This window comes from Saccharospirillum sp. MSK14-1, from assembly GCF_003054965.1.
Taxonomy (GTDB): Bacteria; Pseudomonadota; Gammaproteobacteria; order Pseudomonadales; family Natronospirillaceae; genus Saccharospirillum.
In genome coordinates, this window is record NZ_MIES01000033.1 from 42939 (window position 1) to 66026 (window position 23088).

Genomic DNA, 23088 nt, shown 5'->3' on the forward strand with positions numbered 1-23088 from the left:
AAAGATATTCTCATTTGCATTTTTATCCCATCAATCTGAGCTTGCCGGTGGTTTGAAGGAGCAATCCTCGCAGGCTGGCAGGCATCAGAAAGGAGCTGTTATGTCGCTTAAAAATACACTGCTGGCTCTGCCGGTCGCGCTGCTTTCTCTGGCAGCCACGGCCGCTGAAACGGTCACCGATGTTCTGGGTCGAGAGATTGAACTGGAACTGCCGGTTGAACAACTGATTCTCACCGAAGGCCGTCAGTTTTATTTGCTGGCGTCACTGAAAGGCGATGCAGCGGCGGACTATGTGGTTGGCTGGCGTGACGACCTGTCAGGTTCCGACCCCTATAATTATCAGCAGTTTTCCGACTATTACCCGGCGTTGACGTCGTTGCCGACCTTTGGTCGCTTCACCACCGACGGTTTTGATATTGAACAGGCCGTTGCCCTTCAGCCCGATGCTGTGATTGTGAACATCACCGGTGACAGTGCTGAGCCGCAACAGGAAATCATCAATAAGCTGGATCAGTTCGGCATTCCGGTCATCTTCGTCGATTTCCGTCACGATGTGGTGGCCGGTGTGCCGACCACCTTTGAACTCTTCGGTGAATTGCTGGGTGAACAAGCGCGCGCGGACGAGATCATTGCATTTCGCCAGCAACAAATCGACCGCGTTACCGACACCATTGCGCAAGCCGACATCGAACGGCCACGCGTCTTTATCGAACGCATTGGCGGTTATTCCGACGATTGCTGCTTAACCTTCGGCACCGAAAATTTCGGCCGCATGGTGGAAATGGCCGGGGGAACAAACCTGGCCAGCGAGTTTATTAACGGTGTGTTCGGCCAGCTCGACCCAGAGCAGGTGTTAGCCAGTAACCCCGAGCACGTCGTGGTGACCAGCGCCGATTGGGAAGCGTATGTTCCCGGTGGTCGTTGGGTGCCGGTCGGCCCGGGTGCCGACCTTGCGCAGGCGCGCGAGAAGCTGGCGTACTACCCAACCAAGCCCGCCTATAGCCACACGCGCGCGACCGAGCTGAATAACTACCACGCCATCTGGCATGGCTTTTACACCAGTCCGTTTCACTTTGTGGCGTTGCAGCATTTGGCCACCTGGTTGCAGCCGGAATTGTTCAGCGATCTGGATCCGGACGCCACCTTCGCCGAATTTTATCAGCGCTTTTTGCCCATCGATTATCAGCCCGGTTATGTGGTGAGTCTGTCGGGTGAATAACGGCGTTTCTGCGCGCCACGGCTATGTCCGTCAGGTGCGCACCAAGCTCTGGATTCTGGCCGCGTTAGTTGTGGCTCTGGTGTTGTCGTTGCTGGTCAATGTGTCGATCGGTGCCAGCAGTTATTCGCCGGTTGCCGTGGCCCGCGCCTTGTTCAGCGACAGCCCCGAGCATCGTCAGTTGCACGCCATCATCTGGTACCTGCGCCTACCCAGCGCGTTGATGGCCATCGTTGTCGGGGCCTGTTTGGCAACCGCCGGTGCGCAAATGCAAACCGTATTGAATAACCCCCTGGCCGGGCCCTTTACGCTGGGCATTTCGGCCGCAGCCAGTTTTGGTGCGGCCTTGGGTTTTGCCTTTGGCAGCCGGTTTTTGCCGGTGGCTGCCGAATACCTGGTGCCCATTAATGCCTTTGCCATGGCCATGCTGGCCAGCTTTTTTATTCATGCGGTGAGCGTTCGTCACGGTGGGCGGGTAGAGACGGTGATCTTGCTGGGCATCGCCATGGTGTTTTCGTTTAATTCGCTCGTTGCCCTGGTGCAGTTTTTTGCCTCCGAAGAAGCCATCGCCGCTGTGGTGTTTTGGACCATGGGCAGCCTCACCAAAGCGACCTGGGCTAACCTCGGTGTGGTCACCGCCATTGTTATTCTGGTGCCGATGTTCTTTTATAAAAATGCCTGGGCGTTAACCACCATGCGCCTGGGCGATGCCAAGGCCGCAAGCCTGGGCATCAACGTTGGCCGGTTGCGATTAATAACGCTGCTGTGCGTCAGTTTGTTGGCCGCTTTTCCGGTGGCTTTTGTCGGCACCATTGGGTTTGTGGGCTTGGTTGGGCCGCACATCGCGCGGATGATTCTGGGGGAAGATCAGCGCTTTTTCTTACCCGGCTCGATGATCGTGGGGGCGCTGATGTTGTCGCTCGCCTCGGTGGTCAGCAAGGTGCTGGTGCCCGGCGTTATTTTCCCCATCGGGGTCATTACCTCACTGATCGGTGTGCCGATATTTGTCATGCTGATTCTGAATAAAAGGACGGCGCTATGGTAAAGCTGTCGTTGGCGTCGGTAACGGCGCGTCACGGTCGCCTCACGACGCTGCAAGCGATTGATTGCGGCCCGTTTTCCGGCGGCCAGGTGGTGGGTGTCATCGGCCCGAACGGCGCGGGCAAATCGACCTTGCTAAAACGCATGTCGGGGTTATTAGTCGGTGACGGTGAGGTAACCGTTACCGGCAGCCAAAGCGCTGAGCCGATGGCTTATTTGCCGCAGTTCACTACGGCAAGCCCGGTATTGACGGTCTTTGAATCGATGATTCTGGCGTGCAAACAAGGCAGTGCCTGGCGTGTCAGTGAGCAGGAACTGACCAACATTGAAGCCACGCTTATAAAGCTGGGCATCGACGAGTTGGCCGACCGTTCGTTGGCGGCGCTCAGTGGTGGCCAGCAACAGTTGGTCGGCCTGGCTCAGGCGCTGGTGCGTAACCCGGAAATTTTATTGTTGGATGAACCCACCAGCGCGCTCGATCTGTATCGGCAGATAAAAGTGTTGTCGCTGGTGCGAACCTTAGCGCGCGATGCGGGTTTGCTGATACTGGTCGCCATGCACGATTTAAATCAGGTAATGCGCTTTACCGATCAGGTGATTGTTATTCAAAACGGCGCTCTGGTGGCCAGTGGCCCCACGCCATCGGTGCTGACACCCGCCTTGCTGGGCGATGTGTATCAGGTGCGCGCCAGGATTGAGCATTGCTCCGAAGGTCAGCCGCATATCATTGTGGCGGATACCGTCTAGTGTCGACAGCCGTGTTGACGCCTCAGCAAAAAAAGATCGTCACCCTGTTGTTTGCGGTGCAGGTCGCGGCCATGGCCGCCATGGAAATGAGTGGGCCATTCTGGCCGGTGCATTTAAATCAACTAACCGCCTCGCCAGACGTGCTGATGTTTTCGAGCATCGGTGTGTACGTGTTGCCCATGCTGGGCATTATGCTCACCAGCCGTTTTTGGGGGCGGCTGGGCGACCGCGTGGGGCGCAAATGGATGCTGCTGCGGGCGCTGCTCGGTTTGGCGATCACCCAGATGGCCCTGGCCTACGCCGACAGTGTTGGCCTGATTCTGTTGCTGCGGTTTATTCAGGGCGGGTGTGCCGGTTACATCGCCACCGCTCAGGCGTATGGCGTGCAGGTGATTCCCTTTGCAAACCGCGCCCGCTTCTTTGCATTTTTGCAGGTATCGACCAACGTGGGCTCCCTGGTGGGCGCAACGCTGGGTGGTTTTATTTACGACACCCAAGGCTTTTTCTGGATTAACGTTTCCGGCTCGTTGGTGTGTTTGCTGTGCGTTGTCATCATCGCATTTGCCTTACCGGCGGTTGCGTCACGTCCAAGCCATGAAGCGCATTCAGAAACACAGGCCGCGCCAGAACGCCAACTGCCACCGGGCACAGTGCGACGTCTGATCGCCGTTTTATTCCTCTTAGTCGCTGCGCTGTTGTGCAGCCGCATGATGGTCACCACGAACTTTGCCCGTTACGTGCAAACCACATTCGACGTGGGCAACTGGGTCAGCGGGCTGGCCTATGGCCTGTGGGCGATGGGGTTTATTTGCACCGCGGCATTGTGGGCACGCTACTTTGAACGCTTTGACTGGCAGCCCACGCTCAAGCGTTTGCTGTGGGTGGTGCTGGCCTGCGCAGGCGTTAACGCGGCGCTGGCCAGTACGCCCTGGGTGAGTGTGTTTATTGCCGGCTATTTTTTATGGGGCGCGTTACTGGGCGCCACGCTGCCGGTGTTGCTCACTCAAATATCGCGCCTGGCAAAGCAGGAACAGCAAGGCGAATTGCTGGGCATGGCGCAAAGCGTGCAGCAGTTTGCCAACATCAGTGGCATTGCGCTGGGCGCGGTGATTGCACATCAGGCCGGTTTGGCCAGCACCTATTGGGCGGTCGCGGTGGGGTATGGCGGCTGCGTGGTGTTGCTGGCGGTGGTGGTTTGGGTAACGCGACGCTGGTAGCGAGGGCAAAGCCCGGTCGTGTGATGCGGGCGTTATGGTTCTTTGTTATGGAGGCTAAAGTGAGCGGCTTCCTGGTCGGTGTTGATGGCGCGAATGGGGTAAGGGATCACAATGCCTTCTTCTTTAAAGCGTTTGTGAAGTGCTTTGATAAACGCCGACTTAATAAAAAAACGATGGAAGTATTCGTGCGCTCGTAACATCACCGTTAAGTTAATACTGGAATCTGAGAAGGTATGGAAAAGCACAAAGGTGTTGTAACTTTCAACGCCGTATTCATGGCTCACCAGAATGTCTCTTGCAACTTCTAACACCACACGCTCAACCTGCTCTAAATCCGAATCGTAATGCACGCTGACTTCAACGGGCACCGACAGCTCTTTGGTTGGCTGAAAATAATTAATGATCTTAGATTCAGACAACATGCTGTTGGGCATTATAACGGAGTTATTCGGTAGCATTTTTATCCAGGTTGAACGCCAGCCAATGCGTTCTACAAACCCTTGCTCACCCGATTCCAGCTCAATGTAATCACCCACCTGTATGGGCTTATCCATCACCAATTGCATGCCGGAAAAAAAGTTTTCCAACGTCGGTTGCAACGCCAGCGCCAAGGCTAACGAACCAATGCCGAGTGAGGCGATAATCGGCGTGATGGAAATGCCCATGGTGCCTAATAAAATCAGCACACCCAGGCCAATAATAAAAGACCGGCTGACTCCTTTCACAATCGACTGACTGCTCAGCAATAACCGCGACCGTTTGCTGTAGTGAGTGATCAACCCGGAGACTAAACGATCGACAAAAATCACCACCGCGAAAATCAGTAAGATCGGCAATACGTATTGAACCAGGCCCTGAATGGCCAAGAGGACGGGTAAGTCAGACGAAAACGATTGATCGAAAGGCAGCAACCCGACCCAGATGATAATAAGGGTTAAGGGCATTTTAATGGAGCGCAGTAGCAAACTGTCGAAGTAGTAACGGGTTTTATCGGTGATGCGAATTAAGTGGCCCAAGATGAGGCGCTTAACCAATAACAACGCACCGATACTAACCAAGACAATACCCAGAGTGAGCACCCAACTGGGGAGATAGGCAGTGAATGGGTCGAAAACGTCCATGGTTGTGCTCGCTCCAAACGGTGGCTCATCGATATGGCTCGAAGCAAGTTCTGTACCGGTGCAATCCAACCACGAATGCCTGTTTTTCAAACGATAGGCTCGTTTTCCCACCAATAACCACGCTTTTACAAACGCTCTTTCAAACCACTGCTTGCCATCATGCCGCTTCCCAACAACCAACAACGGCAAGGATGACGTTTTATGCAGGCAAGCATACTCCCTCTGAGGCTCCGCACCGGGTTATGGCTGGGGCTGATTTGCGCCGCGCTGGCCGGGTGCGACCGCAACGGCAACCTGACCCGCACACCGGGCAAACCGATACCGGCCAATCATCTGGAAGCCTGGGTTGGCGTCAACGACGCTAACCTGACCATCCGGCTGGCCAGCAACGAACCGGCTGATCTGTATCGCATGAACGAACCGGACTGCGACATTGATGCCGGCGAACTCTGCGCCGAAATGCACAAAGGCGGCGTACGCGATGGCACCACCCTCAGCAACGACATCCACACCACACTCACTACCGATGGCTTTTACGCCGTGCGTCAGGGTGAGCAAATTGCCAAAGCGCATTTGGCGGCTAACGCCTTTCCGGCCCGTTGGAACCATCAGGCGGTGGTGTTTAAGAAGCGGCTTTGGGTGATTGGTGGGGACAGTGATGCTGGCAGGCTTCACGACGTCTGGGCGTCGTCTGATGGACTTAGCTGGCAGCAACAGCTGGGCAACACTCCGCGTTTTAGTGGGCGAGATGGCCACCAGGTGGTGGTGTTTAAGAACGCGCTGTGGCTGATAGGGGGCAAGGATGATGATGAGACGCTGCAAAACGACCTCTGGACATCGGATGATGGCATTAAATGGGAGCCCGTGGCGCCGGATGGTGAGTTGTTTAGCCCACGCGATGGCCATCAGGCGGTGGTGTTTGATAACGCGCTGTGGGTGATTGGGGGGAACACAGACAGTGGCAACGCAAACGATATTTGGAGGTCGACCGATGGCCGCACCTGGCAACAGCAAACACCCAAGGGCGATCTGATTTCAGCGCGTGAGGATCACCAAGTGGTGGTGTTTAAAAACGCACTGTGGCTGGTGGGTGGCAACGGTGAAAACGACATCTGGACATCCAGCGATGGCGTGACGTGGGAAGACAAAACGCCGGAAAACAACGCCTTACCGATTCCTTTTTTGGGCGGGTATCAAGTGGCAGTATACAACGATGGCCACGGCGAACAGCTTTGGGCAACGTCAGAGGGCTACGGCAACGCAGGGGTCTGGTCGTCTTCCGATGGAGCCGTCTGGACACAAAAAACACCACAAGCTGCCTTCAGTTCTCTTTTTCATCACCAGATGCTGGTATTTGATGCAGGGCGCGGTGATGAGCTGTGGTTGGTGGGTGGTGGCACCACCGGCGAGCTACAAGACGATTATGTCTGGTCGTCGAGTAACGGCATTGATTGGCAACACAATACCCTCAAGGCTGGTTTTTCGGGGCGCGGCGGTTATCAAGTAGTCGCCTACGATGATGGCCAAGGTGAACAATTGTGGGTCATCGGTGGATATGATGGCGATCGCAGAAACGATGTTTGGTCCTCTTCGGATGGACTGAATTGGACGTTAAAAACCGTCAGCGCCGATTTCAGCCCACGCCAAAATCATCAAGTGGTGGTATTCGATGATGGCAGCGGTGACCGGTTATGGGTGATTGGCGGGCACACATCGAGTGACTATGCAAACGACGTCTGGTCATCGCGCGATGGCATTGACTGGCAAGCACACCCGCAACCGGCTGGCGAGGAGCGATTCAGCGCGCGCCGTGAGCATCAGGTTGTTGTGTTTGACGAGGCCATCTGGGTGATTGGCGGGAGAGATAGTAATTACCAAAACGACGTGTGGCGGTCGACCGACGGCACCCATTGGGAAGAAGTGAGCGACGCAGCCGAGTTCAGCCCGCGCTACGAGCATCAGGTAGTGAGCTTTAGTGACAGTGAGCAACCGCAGCTCTGGCTGTTTGGCGGGTATGATGGCGATAGGCTTAACGATATCTGGCTCTCCACCGATGGTAAGACCTGGCAAGATGTCACCCCGAGTGACCGTTTTAGTGCGAACGTAAATAATCGAATACTGGTAACCCAAAGCGATGGGCAACCGACACTGTGGTTGGTGGGCGGTGATGAGAGCTCTGAGGTCTGGTCCTCAACCAATGGCAAAAACTGGGACCGAATTACGGAGGTGGCCAGTTTTAATGGCATTGGTAGCTATGAGCTGGTGAGCTTTACTGCTGATGAAAAAGAGCAGTTATGGTTAGTCGGGGGCTATAATTTCGAGGACAAAAAAGTGGTTAACGAAGTCTGGCGCAGCGACGATGGCACGGACTGGCGCTTGGGCTTAAACGCGCCACTTTGGTTCGGCCCGGACGAATGAGGGTTTGCAGAAAAGAGCGCTGATACAGCGCTCTTTTTTTTGCCATTTGAAAACACGCTCTAAGACTGTTCTGTCACTTCATACTGCCGCTCAACCCGACCCGTAACCTGCCCCCAATGCGATTGCTGAACCCGCTGCTGGTGAGCGTTGAATGCCGCTGTGCTATTGAAAACTTCGTACACATCGAACCGGTTAGGGTCGGTGGGGTGAGGCGTTACCTCAAACACCAAACACCCCGGCTCTTGCCGGGTCAGTTCGATGTGTTCTGGCAAGGCGTTTTTAACGACGTCGAGGTCGGTATCCGGGACGACGATAAATCCTTTGAGAACGATGTTGGGCATAAAGAGTGCCTGCTGAAAAGGGGGTGTTGCAACGCCGTTATAGTCGGATAAAACCAATGTGGCCGTAACCCATGATATTGTCGACGGACAGCCAGTACATCTGCGCATCGGGATTGTCCGGATTGATGCGAAAGTGAATGCTGGGGTAAGCATCGAACGAAAACACCATATATTCGGAACTAACCGGAGAATGCCCCGACTCGTGTTTGAATAAGTACGCCGCTTCAACGCCTTGCTTGAGTTCGTATTTGGAGTAGTACAGACCGTTAATGCTGATTACGGATATGGGCTGATGAGCGATCTCTTTTTTCAGTAAATGCAACAGCATTAAATTGGAACCGACAGACGCGACGAGAACGGCTATAAATGCCATGGCCAAAGGCGGTATTGACCGTTTTGCTGTGTCGAGTGTGGTCTGTTTTCTAAAGCGAATAAAGAATCGGAAAAATTGAACAATATACCAACAAAATAACAGCAATACCCCGTAACCGGTTATCCATGAGAAGAGATGAAAGAGGGGTTCGATCATGGTTTTTCACTCAACGGTCGCAACGCAAACTCGCCCCGCTCGGCAACGGCGGGTGATTGTACCTTCGCTTGCGCTATCGATACATGATTGACCAAAGTGCACGGCCTAACAGCCTCACAAGTTTTGCGAGGTATTATAGAAAAGAATGAAACTTTTGAATTATTCATTTCATAGCTTAGAAACCCATTTTTAGCCTTTCTGAGGTGGCCGACTAATCTCTTCTTACTCATGACCAGTAGTGCCGAAAGCGATGGCTGGGGACTTGGTTTGAAAAAGTAGTCGGCACTATGGACCATGATACTAGTCCTGATCAAACATCGTAGTGCTGCAAAATGTACTGGATGCGTAGTTTGTCGAGGCCCACCCAAGATTTTTCGCCTTGAATTAAAACCCCAGAAACAGAAGGAGTTCTTAAAGCCATTTTAAGGTACTCAAACCAACCCATACCAATATACCCGTCCTGAATCATCGGACAGTCCTCTTGCGTCGAACCTGGAATAAAAACTTCGCCATTTGGACCCTGGACATTCCGGACTCGTATTCGCATTGATGAATTAACAATGACTTTTGATCCCGGTACATAATTAGCGGGGAGGGACTCTGGAACAACGGGTAGAAATAGTTCTCTCCCTGACAGCAAATCATATAATCGGTGGTGGTCCTCTTCTTTATTATGCTCAGCGATATCGAAAATGAGCTCCTCAATATCTCTTTTGTCTGTTCTATTAAAAAATTTGGCCATATCGATGCCCCGTTTAGTAGTGCATATTACTTAGTCGCCGCCTTGAAACACGGCCTAATGTAGGCCCTGTGGAAGTCAATTAGGGCTGAAACGAAGTAAAACTAATCGCTGGAAAAGATACCATGCAAGAAAGAAAAAATGGTCCAGTCAGGTGCAGAGATAATATCGAACACCATGTGGTACGGCTAAAATTCTATTATACGCACTGCTGTACGGGCAGTGTTTAAAATCAGGTTGCTGCTGACTCTGATGATGAGGTTCAAGTATGACGGGTCGTTTGTGTCCGCTTTGGCTGGATGAACAAAGGTTAATTTTTACTGCTTCAGCGTTCGCCCACCATCCACCGCCAACACCTGCCCGGTAATATAGGGCGCGGTGGCTAAAAACAGTGCGGCTTGGGCGAGGTCGGTGGGGTGGCCCATTCGCGCTAGTGGAATTTGATCGGTCAGTTCTTTCTCATAATCCGAGCCTTGGCTTTCCGGTAACAGAATGGCGCCCGGGGCGACGGCGTTGGCGCGGACGTTGGGCGCTAAGTCGAGGGCCATGGATTTTGTGGCGCTGATTAATCCGGCTTTGGCGGCGGTGTAGGCGGGGTGGTTGGCGAGCGGGCGCAGGGCGTGGATGTCGACCATGTTGATGACTGCGCCGTTGGTGTGGCGCAGTGCCGGCGCGAGTGCCTGGGTAAGCAGCAGGGGTAGGCGCAGGTTGGTGTGCAGTAACAGGTCGAGGTCGTCTTCTTTGATGTCGCCGAAGGCGGTGGGGAAGAAGGCGGAGGCGCTGTTGATGAGGACGTCGATTCGACCAAAGGCGCCACTGGCTTTTTCGGCGAACTGGGCGATGGTGTCGGCGTCATCGAGCGTTGAATGCAATGATTGCGCGCTGTTCGAGCGCTGTTGATTCAGCTCGGCCGCCAGGGTTTCGGCGTCGCTCTGGCTACTGCGGTAGTGAATCACCACCCGGAAACCGGCGTTATGAAAGGTGCGCGCCATTTGTGCGCCCACGCGGCGGGCCGCGCCGGTGATGACGACGACCGGTGCCGGGTCGGTGGGTGTTAAGTTGAGTGTTAATTCCATGTTTTCTGTACGTCCTTAACGGCGTTGACGCGCGCGCGGTGAATGGCTTCGCCGAGTTTGGCTCCTTCGTAACCCTGGGCCATCAGGTCGGCGGGTTTTACCGATTGGCAGGCGGCCAGGCAGGCGCGGAATTGGTCGGCCTGTGGGTAGGGTTGTTGTTCCAAACCGGATCGTCCGCGGGCGTCGGCTTCGCACGCGAGCAGGAAATGCTCGAACGTTTCCGGCTGGCGAAAGGCGGCGAAGGCTTCGAGTGTTTTTACGATGGTGGCGGCTTTGAGTTCGTCGATTTTGTGGCAGTGGGTGTGGTAGCGCGCGGTCAGCTCGGCCAGGCGTGCCGGCTTTTTTGGCCATTTGCGTTCGGTGGCGACCCTGGCAATATCCTGAGCGCCGGCTTCTTCATGCCCGCGATGCGACGGCCAGTATTTTGGGTCGGTGAGGCCTTTGCCGAAATCGTGGCAGACGGTCGCCAAACGCACGTCGAGGCTGTCGCTTATTTGCACCGCTATTTGCAGCGCTTTTAAGGTGTGAATGCCGGTGTCGATTTCCGGATGCCAGCGCATGGTTTGAGGCACGCCGAACAGCGCATCGAGTTCCGGCAGAATTACTTTTAAAGCACCGCAGGCACGCAGCTCGCGGAAAAAACACTCGGGGCTGGGTTCGAGCAAAGCGCGGCTCATTTCCTGCCAGACGCGTTCGTGCACCAGGTATTGCAGTTCGCCGTCGTTAACCATGGTGCGCATCAGATCGCGGGTTTCGGTGGCCACTTCAAAACCCAGGTTGGCAAAGCGGGCGGCAAAACGGGCGACGCGCAACACGCGCAGTGGGTCTTCACGAAAGGCCGGCGAGACGTGGCGCAGTTGTTTGTTTTCGATATCGGCGAGGCCGCCGTAGGGGTCGACCAATTCACCGGTGTCGCTTTTGGCGATGGCGTTGATGGTGAGGTCGCGGCGTAACAGATCGTCTTCGAGGGTGACGCTGGGATCGAACTGAACGTCGAAGCCGGTGTAGCCGTGGCCCGATTTGCGCTCGGTGCGCGCCAGGGCGTATTCCTCTTTGGACTGGGGGTGCAAAAACACCGGGAAGTCGGCGCCGACGCGTTGATAGCCTTCGGCTTCGAGGTCTTCCGGACGCGCGCCCACGACGACCCAGTCGCGGTCTTTCACCGCCAGGCCCAACAATTCATCGCGAACGGCACCGCCGACCAGATAGGTTTGCATGGTTCTTAGCACGTTGAGGTTTGGCTCGATTGTACTGCTGATAACGCAGAGCGGACAGGGCATAAAAAAGGGAGCCGTTTGGCTCCCTGAGTCTTGCGCGCGATGGCTTACCAGTTCATGGAGAACTGAGTGGCGATACCGGCGTCCTGAATAATTTCTTCCCATTCACTCGATGGACTGAACCAGCCAGTGATGTCGAGGCCAACACCGAACGGCGTAAAGCCCAGGCCGGTGGTGATCACGTGGCTGCTTTCGACGCTCAGGTTGTTGCGGTAACCGGCGCGAATTTTCATCCAGTTAAAGGCATCGAGTTCACCGCCCAAACCGATGTAGCGGGTGGTCACACCGTAACCCAGCGGCTCGTTTTCAGTGAGGTCGAAATCGAGTGCCAGCGTGCTGAAGCGGGTGTCGTGGGCGACACCGAAGCGCGCTTTCGGGCTGATGTGCAATTCACGACCGGCCGAGCTTTCGAAGGTTTGCGGGATGATGTCTTTCACCACCAGGCCTGCGCGGACATCGCCTTTCATGACGTTGTACCAGTTTTTAGCGACGCCGATGTCGAGGTTGCCGGTGAAGACCGAGGTGGTATTGCGGCTCAGAGTGCTGGAGTCGATTGTATCGAACTCATCGAAAGCGACGGTATCTTCGAAAATTTGTATGGACTGTAATTTGGGTGTTACGCCGACGGAGAAGGTTTGACCTAAGTAGGTGACTTCGCGAGCGGCTGATATGCCCAATTCGATTACGTTTGCACCAAGTACGGTAAGGGTGGAGTCTTCACCCAGGCCTTCTGTGGCTGAGGCTTGGAGTTCGCCGTTAACATAAACGTTGTTGGCGTCAGTATAGTTTGCCAAGTTTGTGGAGCCTGTTTGGGATTGGCTTGACGTCGTTGTTGTGCCACCTCCATTACAGATTGTGGCATTAACACTGCCGCCGTCGTTTTCTGCTTGGAGTTTTGCCTGTGCAATGGAGAAATTATTGAAGGCTGTTTGAAAAGTGGAACCGTCGTTAACTGCTGCACAGGGGTTGTTTGGATCAGCAGCTCCGCTTTGCGCTTGATTGAGCGCGGAGGCGGCGTTGGAAAGATTGGTCGAAAGTTGAGACAGCTCCTGTGCTTCAGTTGTGTAGCCTGTAGTAGCAGAGAATATATTCGATATTTGAGTTAAGTCTGTCTCAGCGATGTTAGCGCGAATACCAATATTAGCGCCGGTATTTAGGTGTAGTGCCAAACCTAAACCAGAACGGGGAATTGCAATAGCGGTACCTATTGAACCAAGAATGGCAATTGGGCGATCTTCTAACGTAGTAAGGCTCTCGTTAGTGTCCGTAACAGCGACGTCCAACTTATCCATTTCTGTTTGGATAATATTGATTTTATTGTTCAGTGTTGCATTCGAGCTATTGAAAGCGTCAATTTCAGTTTGGGTGAAGGTGCCGTCGGTAATGTCACTTGCATCACTGGTCATTTGAGTAACGGCATCATCGAGTGAGGGAATACCTGCACCAACATCGCCGTTAATTTGAACCACGATGGCATCAGAATCTGTACCTTCAAACGCCTCAGTAACATTCGCCGCTTTAATAAACCCATACCCATCATCAATCGCCAATCTCAAACTCGGCAATTGCAAACCAAAATCCACATCATCGTCATAAGCGGACAACAATGCCGGGTTGAATTGGCTGGCGGCGAAGGATTCGGCAGAGGCGACGCCGGTGTTGCCCATGGCGTTGGAGCGGGTGTCGTTGCCGGTAAAAGGGGTCGCAGAGGCGGTGCCGGCCGTCAGTATGGCCAGTGCAAGCAGACTTCGTTGCATAGTGATCTTCCTATGATTTCTGATAGTGGCGGCCAAAACCGCTGGCGGGTTACTGTAAAAATAGTGGATGTGAACCACTTTGCAAAGCGGGCGCGCCGAGAATGCTGAATAAACCGCTGTTTTAGAAGGTTTCTGACGATTTTGCCGGCGTTTAGTGTCGATAAAATGACGCCATATTGGCTGCCAAAATAATCAGACGGTAAATTCGTCAAGTCGCTGACAGCCACGCCAGTTAAGCCACAGCGAGGCTTCCTCCCCCGAACTCCAATCGCCGCATCCCAAATGCTCCTAATGTAATTTCCGCGCTGGCCGATAGCTGGGAACAACAGCGTTTGGCCACGTGCCGATATTAAAATGGAGCGCCCTATGCAAGCGAATACCCTGCGCCAGGTGATCAGCCTGGCGGCCCTGTCCCTGCTGCTCACTGGCTGCGGAATGTTCGGTGGCGATGAGCCAAGTCAGGAAGAACAGGTGGCCGCCATTGTCTCCGAAGTGCGCCAGATTAACGAGAAACTGCCTCCGATGGAGCCGATGGTTTTGCGGGCTTCGGGTTACGGAGCCATCAATCCCAACTCGGCCGGTTTGACCGAAGTTCAGCAGCGTCTGATTGCGCGTCGTGCGTCCAAGCTCGATGCCTACCGGACCATGGCTGAACGCGTGTACGGCACGCAGATCATCGGTACATCAACCGTGGAAGACATGGTGGTGCAGAGCGATCGCTACCGCGCCTTTGTCGATACCCAAATCATGGGTGCCCGGGTGATTTATCAGGAAATGATGTCTGACGGCAGTTACGAAACCATGGTCGAGATGGTGATCGACGAAGGCTTCCGCAACTGTCTGGCCAACCGCGCCAACGGTCGTCAAAACACCAGTTGTGCCGCTGACATGGTTCACGACATCGATGCCATTACGCGCAGTCAGCTGACGCGCCAGGGCGTTGAGTCGAACCAGTCTGGCTTGTACTTCATCGAGTAACGGCACCGGGTCACGGTTGGCAGAGGAGAGCATCATGTTGCGCACAAAACACAGTCTGAGCACCGCACTGCGTTGGTTCGTCGCCACGGTGATTTTCTCGGTGGCAAGCCTGGGCCTCGCGCAAGCGGAGTCGGCGCCTGCCAATGATGGTTTGGTTCTGGTCGACGCCGTCGGTGAAGCCGAGATTCAATTTGGCGATACCGACAGCGCCCGCATCCGCGCACTGCGCAAGGCCATTGAAGCGGCGTCGGTGCAAGTCAGCGCTCAGGTGCATTCCACTCAGGTGATGGAAAACGGCAACCTGACGGTCGATTACCTGCGCGTGAACAGCGCCGCTCGCGTAACCGACATTCACATCATGAGCGAAGGTCGCCAGGGCAATGTGTACCAGGTGTCCATTACCGCCCGGGTGTCGTCGAACGAAGTGTGCGCCAATGTGATGGCCAATCACTATCGCAAAACCGTGGCAGTGACCGGTTTTCAGATGGACCACCCCGAACAGTCCACCATGGGCCATCTGGGGTCGGTCGATCGCGAACTGGCGGCTTACTTTGTGAATGGCTTTGGTGGCATGGCGGGCATTCGCGCGCTGAACGCCAACACCATGACGCTCTACCCGAACAGCGACGCCGCACCGACCCAACTGTCGCCACGCATGACGCTGACCAGCGCCGTTGATGCCGCGAAAAACCTCGGTGCGCAGTTTGTGATTTCCGGCGCCATTCGCGAATTGGCGATGGAAGACCCGCACGCGAACCAACCGCGAGTCTGGGACGGTGTGTTGTCCCGCGTGGGCATTGAACGCCCCGAACGCACCCGTCACTTTGTGTTCGACATTTTCGTGCACGATGGCTATTCCGGCGCGCTGGTTTTCCAAAGCCGTTACAGCACCTACGGTGAATGGAACGAACCGCGCAACGCCCGCGTGGGTTTTGCCACCGGCCGTTTCTTCAGCACCGATTACGGTCAGGAAGTAAAGCTGCTGCTCGACCAGGCGGTTGAAGACATTCAGAAAACCATTCAGTGCCAGCCGTTTATGGCAGCGATCAGCCAGGTGAACGGTCAGCGCATTTTTGTCGACACCGGTGCCAGCAGCGGCTTGCGCCCCGGCGACTTCCTGAGTGTGTATCGCACCAGCCAGCACTTCGACCGCCAGGGCGATACCTTCTGGCAACTGAGCGACACTCGCTTAGTCGCCGAAGTGAAACAGGTGCAACCGCACTTCGCCATTGCCGAGCTGGCGATTGGCAGCGAACGTTTGAATTTACAAATGGACGACCTGGTCATGGCCTGGTAATTCCCCGAACCGGGCCAGAATGACTCTCTCGATTGGCGCCTTAAGGCGCCTTTTTTATTCGATTTCCCAAGGCACACTTCATGGCAGAGCCGAAACATGGTTTGTTCGAGTGTGACGTGTTGTGACCTTTTAGTCTGTCTCTTTAGGTAAGGTTGATCTTATGAAGAGAAGGGGGCGGTAACCTGAAGGCATAACAAGCCTCTGAAGATAATTCAGTTTGACGCCTAATAATCAAACCGTGACACTGAATTAAATCGGAGGTGTGGGTTATACCGAAAAGGACGGATATGCACTTTAACGTGAGCAGAAAAAAGTACGTGGTGGTAATTGGCTATGCCATTTGTCCGTTTTACATTTCCGTACCCATCTCACTCACGGCCGCATTTGCCGCGGCTATTACTGGGGAATACTCTGCGATACTCCCTTGTTTACTGGTTTCGCTTGCAGGGCTGATGTTTTTATTGCCAGCAGCAGTGTTGGGTGTTTTCTGTTATATCGTTCAGGTACGACGCAGCTTGTTTAGCGTTATCGCTGTCAGCCTGTTGGGTGGTGTGCTTGCTGAGCTCTGGACTTTTTATATTGTGGGTTGGGGTAATGTTAGATTGATAACGGTTGAGGATGTTGGTTTTGGGTTTTATGCAGGTTTCATCACTGCCATTGTGTCAGGGTTTATATTTCTTCCTAAAAAGAATGCGCCATCCATCAATGGATAAACAGTACATAAACCGCAGATAGGCTGAACCACTATCGACGCTGTTCATGTAACTCCGCACTCGCGGCTATCTTTCTAACATGCCGGTAGATCTCTTCTAAGTCTTTGTAATATTGAATACGAGTGCGTTGAGGTCCGTAATAAATATCAAGCCATTTGAGTTGATTACTTCGGTATCGAGCTGTTATGGCGGTAATATCTTTGCCTTCTATCCGGCTGACTGCACCTCTATTTTGAAATGCTACGGCGGAAGGTAAGGTTATTATTTCCCAGTTGGCCTCTTCTGATCTTTTGAAAACCCATGGGTATTTAACCGAACTAGCATTACCGAATTTGCCTGTATAGAGCCAATAGCTAACGACCGAAATAAGTGAAAAATTTAATACAGTGACATCATCGTTCTGCCAAAGAGCCAGTGCCAATAACAGGAAAGTAACACTGCCGATAATAGCGCCACGGCGGCGGCTTGTTCGAATTAAGTTTTCTTCAGAAAGCGTAAATCGCTTCATAATACTTGCCATTACTGATCAACAGTTCAACGTTGGTTACATAACGAGTTGTGCTACACCTTTATCAATAACCTGCTCAAACGGGCTGAAGCTAACTTTCGAGTAAATCGAATCATAGAGTGCTTTGGTCTGCAAATATACGCCATACAACGGATTGTTGTGTTTTAGCAGTTAGCCGAGTTAGTCAGCGAATTGCACCAGCCAGCACTTCGACCGCCAGGGCGATACCTTCTGGCAACTGAGCGACACTCGCTTAGTCGCCGAAGTGAAACAGGTGCAACCGCACTTCGCCATTGCCGAGCTGGCGATTGGCAGCGAACGTTTGAATTTGCAAATGGACGACCTGGCCATGGCCTGGTAATTCCCCGAACCGGGCCAGAATGACTCTCTCGATTGGCGCCTTAAGGCGCCTTTTTTATGCCCGGCACGGGTGGCGATGTGACTCGTTGCACACTTCCAAGCTTCGTTTCTGCGAGCACGGCCTGGCGGCGAAAAAACAACGCTTCTTAAAACGATTATTCAAACGACTGCGGGTTAGCCTCGCGCTGTTTCTAACAGGGAGGAAACAGTGTGATGGCAATACAACGGTCTGCTCAACAACACCTCTTACCCCAACCAACGTCTTTGTTGCGCCCCAGCCTGTTGGCGCTGGCCATAACGCTGGCCGGCCCGGTGATGGCCGAAGCCCCGGGCGAAGAACTGGCGCGCTTTACGGTGAAAGCCTTCGCCGATGAAGAAAAGCGCGGATTTGCCGGCTTCGATGTCACCAAACTGCCGAACGATGAATACGCCCTGGTTTGGGCAGATTACGCTTATAGCGGTGGCGATGGAGAGGACCATATCAAATTGCAGCGCTTTAACGGAAAAGGCGAACTGGTCGGGAAGGAAGTGCTGCTCTATACCCATTCCAAAGAAAAGTCCGGCTACCCGGTCCGCCCCGTTGTGGCGGCGGACCAAACAGGAAATCTGGTGGTGGCGTGGGGGGTTGAGACGGAGGGTAGTTCGCCGGGCGCTTACCTCTGCTACTCCGCTCAATCAGAGTTGATGGTTAAAACGGTGAATGTCGGTGATGTTCAAACCAGCGTCGACGTTACAACCGCCGAGGACGGCAAAAGCGGTGAGTTCTGTGGTGTGGACGTCACCATGGATAAGGATGGTGATTTCGCCGTGTTATGGGGGCTTCTGGATCATGGCAAGAGGGCTTTGGATATCAGGGTGATGCCCTTTCAGAGACTGGGCACACCGGCGTTGGCTGACCCATTAAAGCCGATTGATGATGGTGTGGCTTTTTACCCAGCCCGCCTGGCCATGCAAGACGATGGCAGTTTTATGGTGGTCTGGTCGCAGTTTGTGGAAGGCGGCGAGCCTGATGTCGATTATGCCGTCTGGGGCCAAAAATACTCCGCCGCCAATGTGCCATTGGGATCCGGTGGAAACGTTCGGATAAGCGGCAATAGTGATGAAGAGGGCATAACACAAATAAAGCCATCGATTGCGTCGTACAGCGACAACGGCTATTGGGTTGGCTGGATTAATTTGGCAAGCCCGACTTATGGTGTAAACGACACCGATTATGGAGATGCTGAGGTGATTTCAATGGTTACGAAGTACTTACCTGAAGATGGCTCAGCAGTCAGTGAGTTCGAACTGATCACTTATGACAACTCCGTTGCAAATACTGTTGCATCCTCAACCCCCCGTATTGATGTGGATAGTGAAGGCAATCTCCTATCAGCGTGGATATACGACCCAAAGGATGATGATAGCTCTGTTCCATCAATCGCGGATGCCGGTTTTCATCTCTTTCGCACCAGCGGTTCAAAAGTTCTGCACTTTTCTTTCTCTGAATTAGAGCGTGGAGATTTTGGGTCTCAAGATCTTTACGGGGCGGTTGTGGCCCTGAGTGATCAAAGCATGGCGATTCTCTGGTCGGATGACGATAAGCAAGAAATTGAAGTGGCACTATATGAAAAACCGGCTTCATCAGAACCAATCACAGGGCCATTAACCCAAAACTCCAGCGGTGGCTCCGCCGGTTGGCTGAGTGGTTTGTTCGTGGTTTTGTTCGGCCTTCGCCGGTGGTGGCGAGCGGGCATTGGCGACCGTTCTTAACCGATGGATGTTTGATCAACGTTTTTGAAACTCAAAAGCGTTTTTAACGTGTCTAGTAGAAGCCCGGGTTTAGCCCGGGTTTTTTATTCGCCCATTACACCGAAAAAACAATCCCGGCGGTATCGCAATGCAGCCGTTCGCCGGTATCGAGATTCATCAGCGTTAAATAATTATTCCACACATAGCCGGTATCGAGGGCGACGAAATCGTCGTTGCCGGTGCGGCCCATCAGTGCGGCCCAGTGACCGAACAAGACGGTGTGCTCGCGTTTAACCGGCCAGTCGAACCAGGGCCGCATGCCGGTGGGGAAGTCGTCGATGCCGTCTTTGTGTTTGAATTCCAGGCGACCGTCGGGGCCGCAGAAACGCATGCGGGTGAAGGCGTTGGTGAGGTAGCGGTAGCGTTCGGTGCCGGTTAAGTCGTCGCTCCAGACGTCGGGTTTGTCGCCGTACATCTCACTTAAAAAGCCGAGGAAACGTGGCCGGTCGGCGAACAGGCTTTCCAGTTCTTTGGCGTGCAGTTGCGCTTCGTTGTCACTCCAGATGGGAGGAATGCCGGCGTGGGTCATCAGCAGGCGGCGTTCGGCGTCGTGCAGTAAGACGGGCCGGGTGCGCAGCCATTCCATCAGTTCGAGGCAGTCTTCGGCGTTTAAAATGCGGTCGAGGTCGGGGTTGCTTTTCATCGGTTGCTGGCTGAGTGCCAGCGCCAGTAAATGCAGATCGTGATTGCCCAAAACCGTTTCGGCGGCATCGCCCAATGAACGCACAAACCGCAAACACCCCAGTGAATCGTCACCGCGATTGACCAGATCGCCGGTCAGCCAGAGTTTGTCGACGCTGGTGTCGAAGCCGACGGTTTCCAATAACAATTCGAGGGGTCTGCGGCAACCTTGGAGGTCGCCGACGGCATAGAGCGTCATGCTTTCTCCTGACGGTGAATGGCGTTGGCCAGGTTTACAAAATCGGCAATGGCGAGGTTTTCGGCGCGCTCGCCGGGGTTGAGTCCCAGCGCTTCGATACCCGCGGCGTCGATCAAGGGTTTTAAATTATTGCGCAGCGTTTTACGCCGCTGACCGAACGCCGTGCGCACCACGGTGCCAAGCAGTTCGACGTTGTCGGCCGGGGTTTTGGGTTTCGCGCGCGGCGTTAACCGTACGATGGCGGAATCGACTTTGGGTGCGGGCTGGAACGAGCCCGGCGGTACGGTGAACAGATAGCGTGCTTCGCAGTGGTACTGCATCATGATGCCGAGGCGGCCGTAGGCGTTGTCGCCCGGTGCGGCGCACAGCCGTTCGACTACTTCTTTTTGCAGCATGAAATGCATGTCGTGAATCTGGCTCGACCAGTTGAGCAGATGAAACATCAGCGGCGTAGAAATGTTGTACGGCAGGTTGCCGACCAGGCGCAGTTTTTCATCGCCGTTGATCAGTTGGCCATAATCGAAACGCAGCGCATCGGCTTCGTGAATGCGCAGGTTGTTGGCGTCGAAAAATTGCGCGCGCAGGATGGGAATTAAATCGCGGTCGAGTTCGATGACATCGAGTTCGCCGTCGGTGCCGGCCAGCAAAGGCTCGGTTAAGGCGCCGCGACCGGGGCCGATTTCCACCAGTCGCTGGCCCGGTTTGGGCGCAATGCTGGCGACAATTCGATCGATGATGCGGCTGTCGTGCAGAAAATTCTGGCCGAATCGTTTACGCGCTTTATGCATTCGATTGTCCATTTAAACGTTCGTTGTGCTGACGGTGCTGTGCCATGGTGGCGGCGGTTTGTAACGCCACGGCCAGGGAGCCATCGGAGGCGGTGCCGGTACCGGCCAGGTCGAGGGCGGTGCCGTGATCGACCGAGGTGCGCACAAAGGGCAAGCCCAGGGTAATGTTGACTGCCGCGCCAAAGCCTTTGAATTTCAGCACCGGCAAACCCTGATCGTGATACATGGCGAGCACGGCGTCGGCGTCATCCAGATAATGCGGCTGGAACAGGGTGTCGGCCGGCAGCGGGCCGTTAAAGTGCCAACCGCGTGCGCGCAGTTTAGCCAAAGCCGGTTCAATCACATCGCCTTCTTCGTGACCCAGATGACCGCCTTCGCCCGCGTGCGGGTTCAGACCACACACCAGGATTCTGGGGTCGGTGCAGCCAAAATCGCGCTGGAGTGATTGATGCAAAACGGTGGCGACGCTGTCGATGCGCTCGGCGGTGATGGCCGAGGGCACTTGCGACAGAGGTAAGTGAGTGGTCACCAGAGCGACGCGCAACCCTTCGGTGGCGAGCATCATCACCACTTGGTTGGCGTTGCTGTGGGTTTGCAGGTATTCGGTGTGGCCGGTAAAGGCGATGCCCGCATCGTTGATGATGCCTTTGTGCACCGGGCCGGTGACCAGTGCGGCCTTGCCGGCCATGGCAAGATCGATGGCGACGTCGAGTGTTTTGAGTACGTAAGCGGCGTTGCGGGCGTCGAGTTGGCCGGGCTCGCACGGGGCGTTGAGCTCCACCGGCAACACCGGCAATACGCCCGTCTGCGGAGCGCTGAGGTCATCGAGGCTGGCGAGTGTTTCGATGCGCACGTCCAGTTTTAACAGCTGAGCGCGCTCGGCCATTAAGGCCGGGTCGGCGATGGCAAACCACGGCTGGTGGTGTTCTACCAGCGCTTGCTTGAGCACGAGGTCGGGGCCAATGCCCGCCGGTTCGCCCGGTGTCACCGCCAGCGGCAGACTCACAATTTAACCTCGACAAAACTCTGCGCGCGCAGTTCCACCAGCCAGCGTTGCAGCGCTTCTTCGAACTTGCGCTGGGCCAGCGATTCGCGCACTTGCTGACGCAAGACATCGAGGCTGATGTCGGTGCTGCGCTGATCTTCAACGCGCAAAATGTGGTAACCGAAATTCGATTCAAACACGCCGCTGACCTGATCGATGGGCGTGGTGCGAACCTGATTGGCAAAGGCCGGTACAAACTCTTCGGCCTGACGCCAACCGAGCGCACCGCCTTTGCCTTTGCTGCTTAAATCGTCGGTGAACTGGTCGGCAAGGCTGGCCATGCTTTCGCCACTGGCGATGCGACGGCGCAAGTCTTCCAGCAGGGCTTGCGCCTGTTCTGCGTTCAACAGTGCATCGGGTTGCACCAGAATATGACGCACCTGATATTGCTCCACCTGAACCGCCTGGCGGTCGGTTTTGCTGATCAACTGTGCCAGATGCAGCGCGCCGCCGCTTTCGATCAGCACGGCTTCGTTAAGGTCGAGCACCGGGACCACGGTGCGGAACATGCTCGGCAGTTCGCTGATCGGGCGCAGACCGAGGTTGCGGGTGTCGTCGTCAACGCTGAGCTGATCACCGGCTTGCAGTTGTTCCAGTTGCGCCTGCGCTTGTTCGCGGTTGTCGGTGGCGTAACGGCGATACAGCAATTCGAATTTCACGTCCTGAATGGACTGGCCGGCCAGGGTGTCGAGGTAGCGGTTCACTTCGCCTTCGGTGACGTTGATTTCGCGGCCGACGTAGCGGCGGCGCACCTGGTTCAAGGTCAGTTCGCGGCGCACTTGGCGACGCACGTCTTCGTAGTCGTCGCCGCTGGCTTCAACGGCGGCAATAAAGCTGTCGAGCGACATGTCGCGCTGGCGTGCCAGGTTGTTGATGGCCTCGTTCACCTGGCTGTCGGTGATGCTCAGGTTCATGTTGTTGGCCAGTTGCAATTGCAGACGTTCCAGAATCAACGAATCCAATACCTGACGACGCAGTTGATCGCCCGGTGGCAAAACCTGCGGGCTGTTTTGATAGCGCTGGCGAATTTCGGCGGTGCGCGCGGCCAGCTCGTTGGCGGTGACAATGTCTTCGTTGGCCACGGCCACAACACGGTCGAGCAACTCGGCGGCGTCGGCACGCCACGCCAGTATCAGCGACAGGGCTGCGGTGAGGGTTAGGGTGGTCAATCTGTGCACGATGTGGCTCCTGGAGTCAGTGCGGTGCGAGTACAGCAAGCGATGATCGTTTGCTGTCATGAGGGCCGCGG

At 54.8% G+C, this 23088-nt stretch carries 21 protein-coding genes and 1 pseudogene; 10 read left to right on the plus strand and 12 right to left on the minus strand.

Features of this window, described 5'->3' with window-relative positions; all coding sequences use genetic code 11:
* The first annotated feature begins 100 nt into the window (after nucleotides 1–100).
* From BGP77_RS09175 to BGP77_RS09190, 4 genes are read left to right on the plus strand one after another with little or no spacing between them, the layout of a single operon-like run.
* Complete coding sequence (locus tag BGP77_RS09175) at nucleotides 101–1219, plus strand: ABC transporter substrate-binding protein (protein WP_108164453.1); 1119 nt, start codon at nucleotides 101–103, stop codon at nucleotides 1217–1219.
* On the plus strand, nucleotides 1212–2261 hold the full coding sequence (locus BGP77_RS09180) for an iron ABC transporter permease (protein ID WP_108164454.1): 1050 nt from the start codon (nucleotides 1212–1214) through the stop codon (nucleotides 2259–2261). The genes BGP77_RS09175 and BGP77_RS09180 overlap by 8 nt, the downstream gene beginning before the upstream one ends.
* Entirely contained in the window at nucleotides 2255–3004 is a 750-nt protein-coding gene (locus BGP77_RS09185; protein ID WP_108164455.1) for an ABC transporter ATP-binding protein, read from the plus strand. Before BGP77_RS09180 ends, BGP77_RS09185 begins: the two co-directional genes overlap by 7 nt.
* A complete protein-coding gene (locus BGP77_RS09190) occupies nucleotides 3004–4221 on the plus strand; it encodes an MFS transporter (RefSeq protein ID WP_199224244.1) in 1218 nt (405 codons plus the stop codon). Before BGP77_RS09185 ends, BGP77_RS09190 begins: the two co-directional genes overlap by 1 nt.
* A 32-nt stretch (nucleotides 4222–4253) precedes the next feature.
* Here BGP77_RS09190 and BGP77_RS09195 read toward each other — a convergent pair whose 3' ends face one another.
* Nucleotides 4254–5342 carry a mechanosensitive ion channel family protein gene (locus BGP77_RS09195; RefSeq protein ID WP_199224245.1) on the minus strand — a complete coding sequence of 363 codons (1089 nt, stop codon included), beginning with the start codon at nucleotides 5340–5342 and terminating at the stop codon, nucleotides 4254–4256.
* 201 nt (nucleotides 5343–5543) lie between these two features.
* On the opposite strand from BGP77_RS09195, the gene BGP77_RS09200 reads away from it, so the two are divergent.
* Nucleotides 5544–7760, plus strand: a complete 2217-nt coding sequence (locus tag BGP77_RS09200; protein WP_108164456.1) for a kelch repeat-containing protein — start codon at nucleotides 5544–5546, stop codon at nucleotides 7758–7760.
* A 59-nt stretch (nucleotides 7761–7819) separates the two neighbouring features.
* Here the strand turns inward: BGP77_RS09200 and BGP77_RS09205 are convergent, their stop codons facing one another.
* From BGP77_RS09205 to traF, 6 genes are all read right to left on the minus strand, one after another.
* The gene (locus tag BGP77_RS09205; RefSeq protein ID WP_108164457.1) at nucleotides 7820–8101 is read right to left on the minus strand and encodes a putative quinol monooxygenase; all 282 of its coding nucleotides are present in this window, start codon (nucleotides 8099–8101) and stop codon (nucleotides 7820–7822) included.
* Nucleotides 8102–8138: 37 nt separating this feature from the next.
* A complete protein-coding gene (locus tag BGP77_RS17935; protein ID WP_146171229.1) occupies nucleotides 8139–8429 on the minus strand; it encodes a hypothetical protein in 291 nt (96 codons plus the stop codon).
* 511 nt (nucleotides 8430–8940) lie between these two features.
* Nucleotides 8941–9372, minus strand: coding sequence for an SseB family protein (locus BGP77_RS09215; RefSeq protein ID WP_108164459.1), 432 nt, complete (start codon nucleotides 9370–9372; stop codon nucleotides 8941–8943).
* A 314-nt stretch (nucleotides 9373–9686) separates the two neighbouring features.
* Entirely contained in the window at nucleotides 9687–10445 is a 759-nt protein-coding gene (locus BGP77_RS09220) for a pteridine reductase (RefSeq protein WP_108164460.1), read from the minus strand.
* The gene (locus BGP77_RS09225) at nucleotides 10436–11662 is read right to left on the minus strand and encodes a multifunctional CCA addition/repair protein (RefSeq protein ID WP_108164461.1); all 1227 of its coding nucleotides are present in this window, start codon (nucleotides 11660–11662) and stop codon (nucleotides 10436–10438) included. Before BGP77_RS09225 ends, BGP77_RS09220 begins: the two co-directional genes overlap by 10 nt.
* Before the next feature lie 107 nt (nucleotides 11663–11769).
* Complete coding sequence (gene traF, locus BGP77_RS09230; protein ID WP_108164462.1) at nucleotides 11770–13479, minus strand: conjugal transfer protein TraF; 1710 nt, start codon at nucleotides 13477–13479, stop codon at nucleotides 11770–11772.
* A 366-nt stretch (nucleotides 13480–13845) separates the two neighbouring features.
* Between traF and BGP77_RS09235 the strand changes: the two genes are divergently transcribed.
* From BGP77_RS09235 to BGP77_RS09245, 3 genes are all read left to right on the plus strand, one after another.
* Nucleotides 13846–14457: an LPP20 family lipoprotein gene (locus BGP77_RS09235; protein ID WP_158269328.1), complete on the plus strand. Its 612-nt coding sequence runs from the start codon at nucleotides 13846–13848 to the stop codon at nucleotides 14455–14457.
* Between the two features lie 34 nt (nucleotides 14458–14491).
* Complete coding sequence (locus BGP77_RS09240) at nucleotides 14492–15754, plus strand: flagellar assembly protein T N-terminal domain-containing protein (protein WP_108164464.1); 1263 nt, start codon at nucleotides 14492–14494, stop codon at nucleotides 15752–15754.
* A gap of 287 nt (nucleotides 15755–16041) precedes the next feature.
* Entirely contained in the window at nucleotides 16042–16467 is a 426-nt protein-coding gene (locus BGP77_RS09245) for a hypothetical protein (RefSeq protein ID WP_108164465.1), read from the plus strand.
* Between the two features lie 31 nt (nucleotides 16468–16498).
* On the opposite strand, the gene BGP77_RS09250 is transcribed toward BGP77_RS09245, so the two are convergent.
* The gene (locus tag BGP77_RS09250; RefSeq protein WP_108164466.1) at nucleotides 16499–16975 is read right to left on the minus strand and encodes a hypothetical protein; all 477 of its coding nucleotides are present in this window, start codon (nucleotides 16973–16975) and stop codon (nucleotides 16499–16501) included.
* A gap of 208 nt (nucleotides 16976–17183) precedes the next feature.
* Between BGP77_RS09250 and BGP77_RS09255 the strand changes: the two are divergent.
* Both BGP77_RS09255 and BGP77_RS09260 read left to right on the plus strand, forming a co-directional pair.
* Nucleotides 17184–17336: pseudogene (locus BGP77_RS09255) on the plus strand (FlgT C-terminal domain-containing protein); the annotation flags it as partial.
* A 212-nt stretch (nucleotides 17337–17548) separates the two neighbouring features.
* The gene (locus BGP77_RS09260; RefSeq protein WP_108164468.1) at nucleotides 17549–19087 is read left to right on the plus strand and encodes a hypothetical protein; all 1539 of its coding nucleotides are present in this window, start codon (nucleotides 17549–17551) and stop codon (nucleotides 19085–19087) included.
* A 94-nt stretch (nucleotides 19088–19181) separates the two neighbouring features.
* Here BGP77_RS09260 and BGP77_RS09265 read toward each other — a convergent pair whose 3' ends face one another.
* The 4 genes from BGP77_RS09265 to BGP77_RS09280 are packed head-to-tail and all read right to left on the minus strand — an operon-like array spanning nucleotide 19182 to nucleotide 23017.
* On the minus strand, nucleotides 19182–20006 hold the full coding sequence (locus tag BGP77_RS09265) for a symmetrical bis(5'-nucleosyl)-tetraphosphatase (RefSeq protein ID WP_108164469.1): 825 nt from the start codon (nucleotides 20004–20006) through the stop codon (nucleotides 19182–19184).
* Nucleotides 20003–20794, minus strand: a complete 792-nt coding sequence (gene rsmA / locus BGP77_RS09270) for a 16S rRNA (adenine(1518)-N(6)/adenine(1519)-N(6))-dimethyltransferase RsmA (RefSeq protein WP_108164470.1) — start codon at nucleotides 20792–20794, stop codon at nucleotides 20003–20005. Before rsmA ends, BGP77_RS09265 begins: the two co-directional genes overlap by 4 nt.
* Nucleotides 20787–21800, minus strand: a complete 1014-nt coding sequence (gene pdxA, locus BGP77_RS09275) for a 4-hydroxythreonine-4-phosphate dehydrogenase PdxA (RefSeq protein WP_199224247.1) — start codon at nucleotides 21798–21800, stop codon at nucleotides 20787–20789. The genes rsmA and pdxA overlap by 8 nt, the downstream gene beginning before the upstream one ends.
* Nucleotides 21797–23017: a peptidylprolyl isomerase gene (locus BGP77_RS09280; protein WP_158269329.1), complete on the minus strand. Its 1221-nt coding sequence runs from the start codon at nucleotides 23015–23017 to the stop codon at nucleotides 21797–21799. The genes pdxA and BGP77_RS09280 overlap by 4 nt, the downstream gene beginning before the upstream one ends.
* Nucleotides 23018–23088 lie beyond the last annotated feature (71 nt).

Coding starts and splice junctions, on each gene's coding strand:
- BGP77_RS09245 (WP_108164465.1), top strand. CDS start 16,042: ATGCACTTTAACGTGAGCAGAAAAAAGTACGTGGTGGTAATTGGCTAT.
- traF (WP_108164462.1), bottom strand. CDS start 13,479: ATGCAACGAAGTCTGCTTGCACTGGCCATACTGACGGCCGGCACCGCC.
- BGP77_RS09185 (WP_108164455.1), top strand. CDS start 2,255: ATGGTAAAGCTGTCGTTGGCGTCGGTAACGGCGCGTCACGGTCGCCTC.
- BGP77_RS09250 (WP_108164466.1), bottom strand. CDS start 16,975: ATGAAGCGATTTACGCTTTCTGAAGAAAACTTAATTCGAACAAGCCGC.
- rsmA (WP_108164470.1), bottom strand. CDS start 20,794: ATGCATAAAGCGCGTAAACGATTCGGCCAGAATTTTCTGCACGACAGC.
- BGP77_RS09220 (WP_108164460.1), bottom strand. CDS start 10,445: ATGGAATTAACACTCAACTTAACACCCACCGACCCGGCACCGGTCGTC.
- BGP77_RS17935 (WP_146171229.1), bottom strand. CDS start 8,429: ATGCTGTTGCATTTACTGAAAAAAGAGATCGCTCATCAGCCCATATCC.
- BGP77_RS09265 (WP_108164469.1), bottom strand. CDS start 20,006: ATGACGCTCTATGCCGTCGGCGACCTCCAAGGTTGCCGCAGACCCCTC.
- BGP77_RS09195 (WP_199224245.1), bottom strand. CDS start 5,342: ATGGACGTTTTCGACCCATTCACTGCCTATCTCCCCAGTTGGGTGCTC.
- BGP77_RS09235 (WP_158269328.1), top strand. CDS start 13,846: ATGCAAGCGAATACCCTGCGCCAGGTGATCAGCCTGGCGGCCCTGTCC.
- BGP77_RS09215 (WP_108164459.1), bottom strand. CDS start 9,372: ATGGCCAAATTTTTTAATAGAACAGACAAAAGAGATATTGAGGAGCTC.
- BGP77_RS09205 (WP_108164457.1), bottom strand. CDS start 8,101: ATGCCCAACATCGTTCTCAAAGGATTTATCGTCGTCCCGGATACCGAC.
- BGP77_RS09240 (WP_108164464.1), top strand. CDS start 14,492: ATGTTGCGCACAAAACACAGTCTGAGCACCGCACTGCGTTGGTTCGTC.
- BGP77_RS09200 (WP_108164456.1), top strand. CDS start 5,544: ATGCAGGCAAGCATACTCCCTCTGAGGCTCCGCACCGGGTTATGGCTG.
- BGP77_RS09175 (WP_108164453.1), top strand. CDS start 101: ATGTCGCTTAAAAATACACTGCTGGCTCTGCCGGTCGCGCTGCTTTCT.
- BGP77_RS09260 (WP_108164468.1), top strand. CDS start 17,549: ATGGCAATACAACGGTCTGCTCAACAACACCTCTTACCCCAACCAACG.
- BGP77_RS09225 (WP_108164461.1), bottom strand. CDS start 11,662: ATGCAAACCTATCTGGTCGGCGGTGCCGTTCGCGATGAATTGTTGGGC.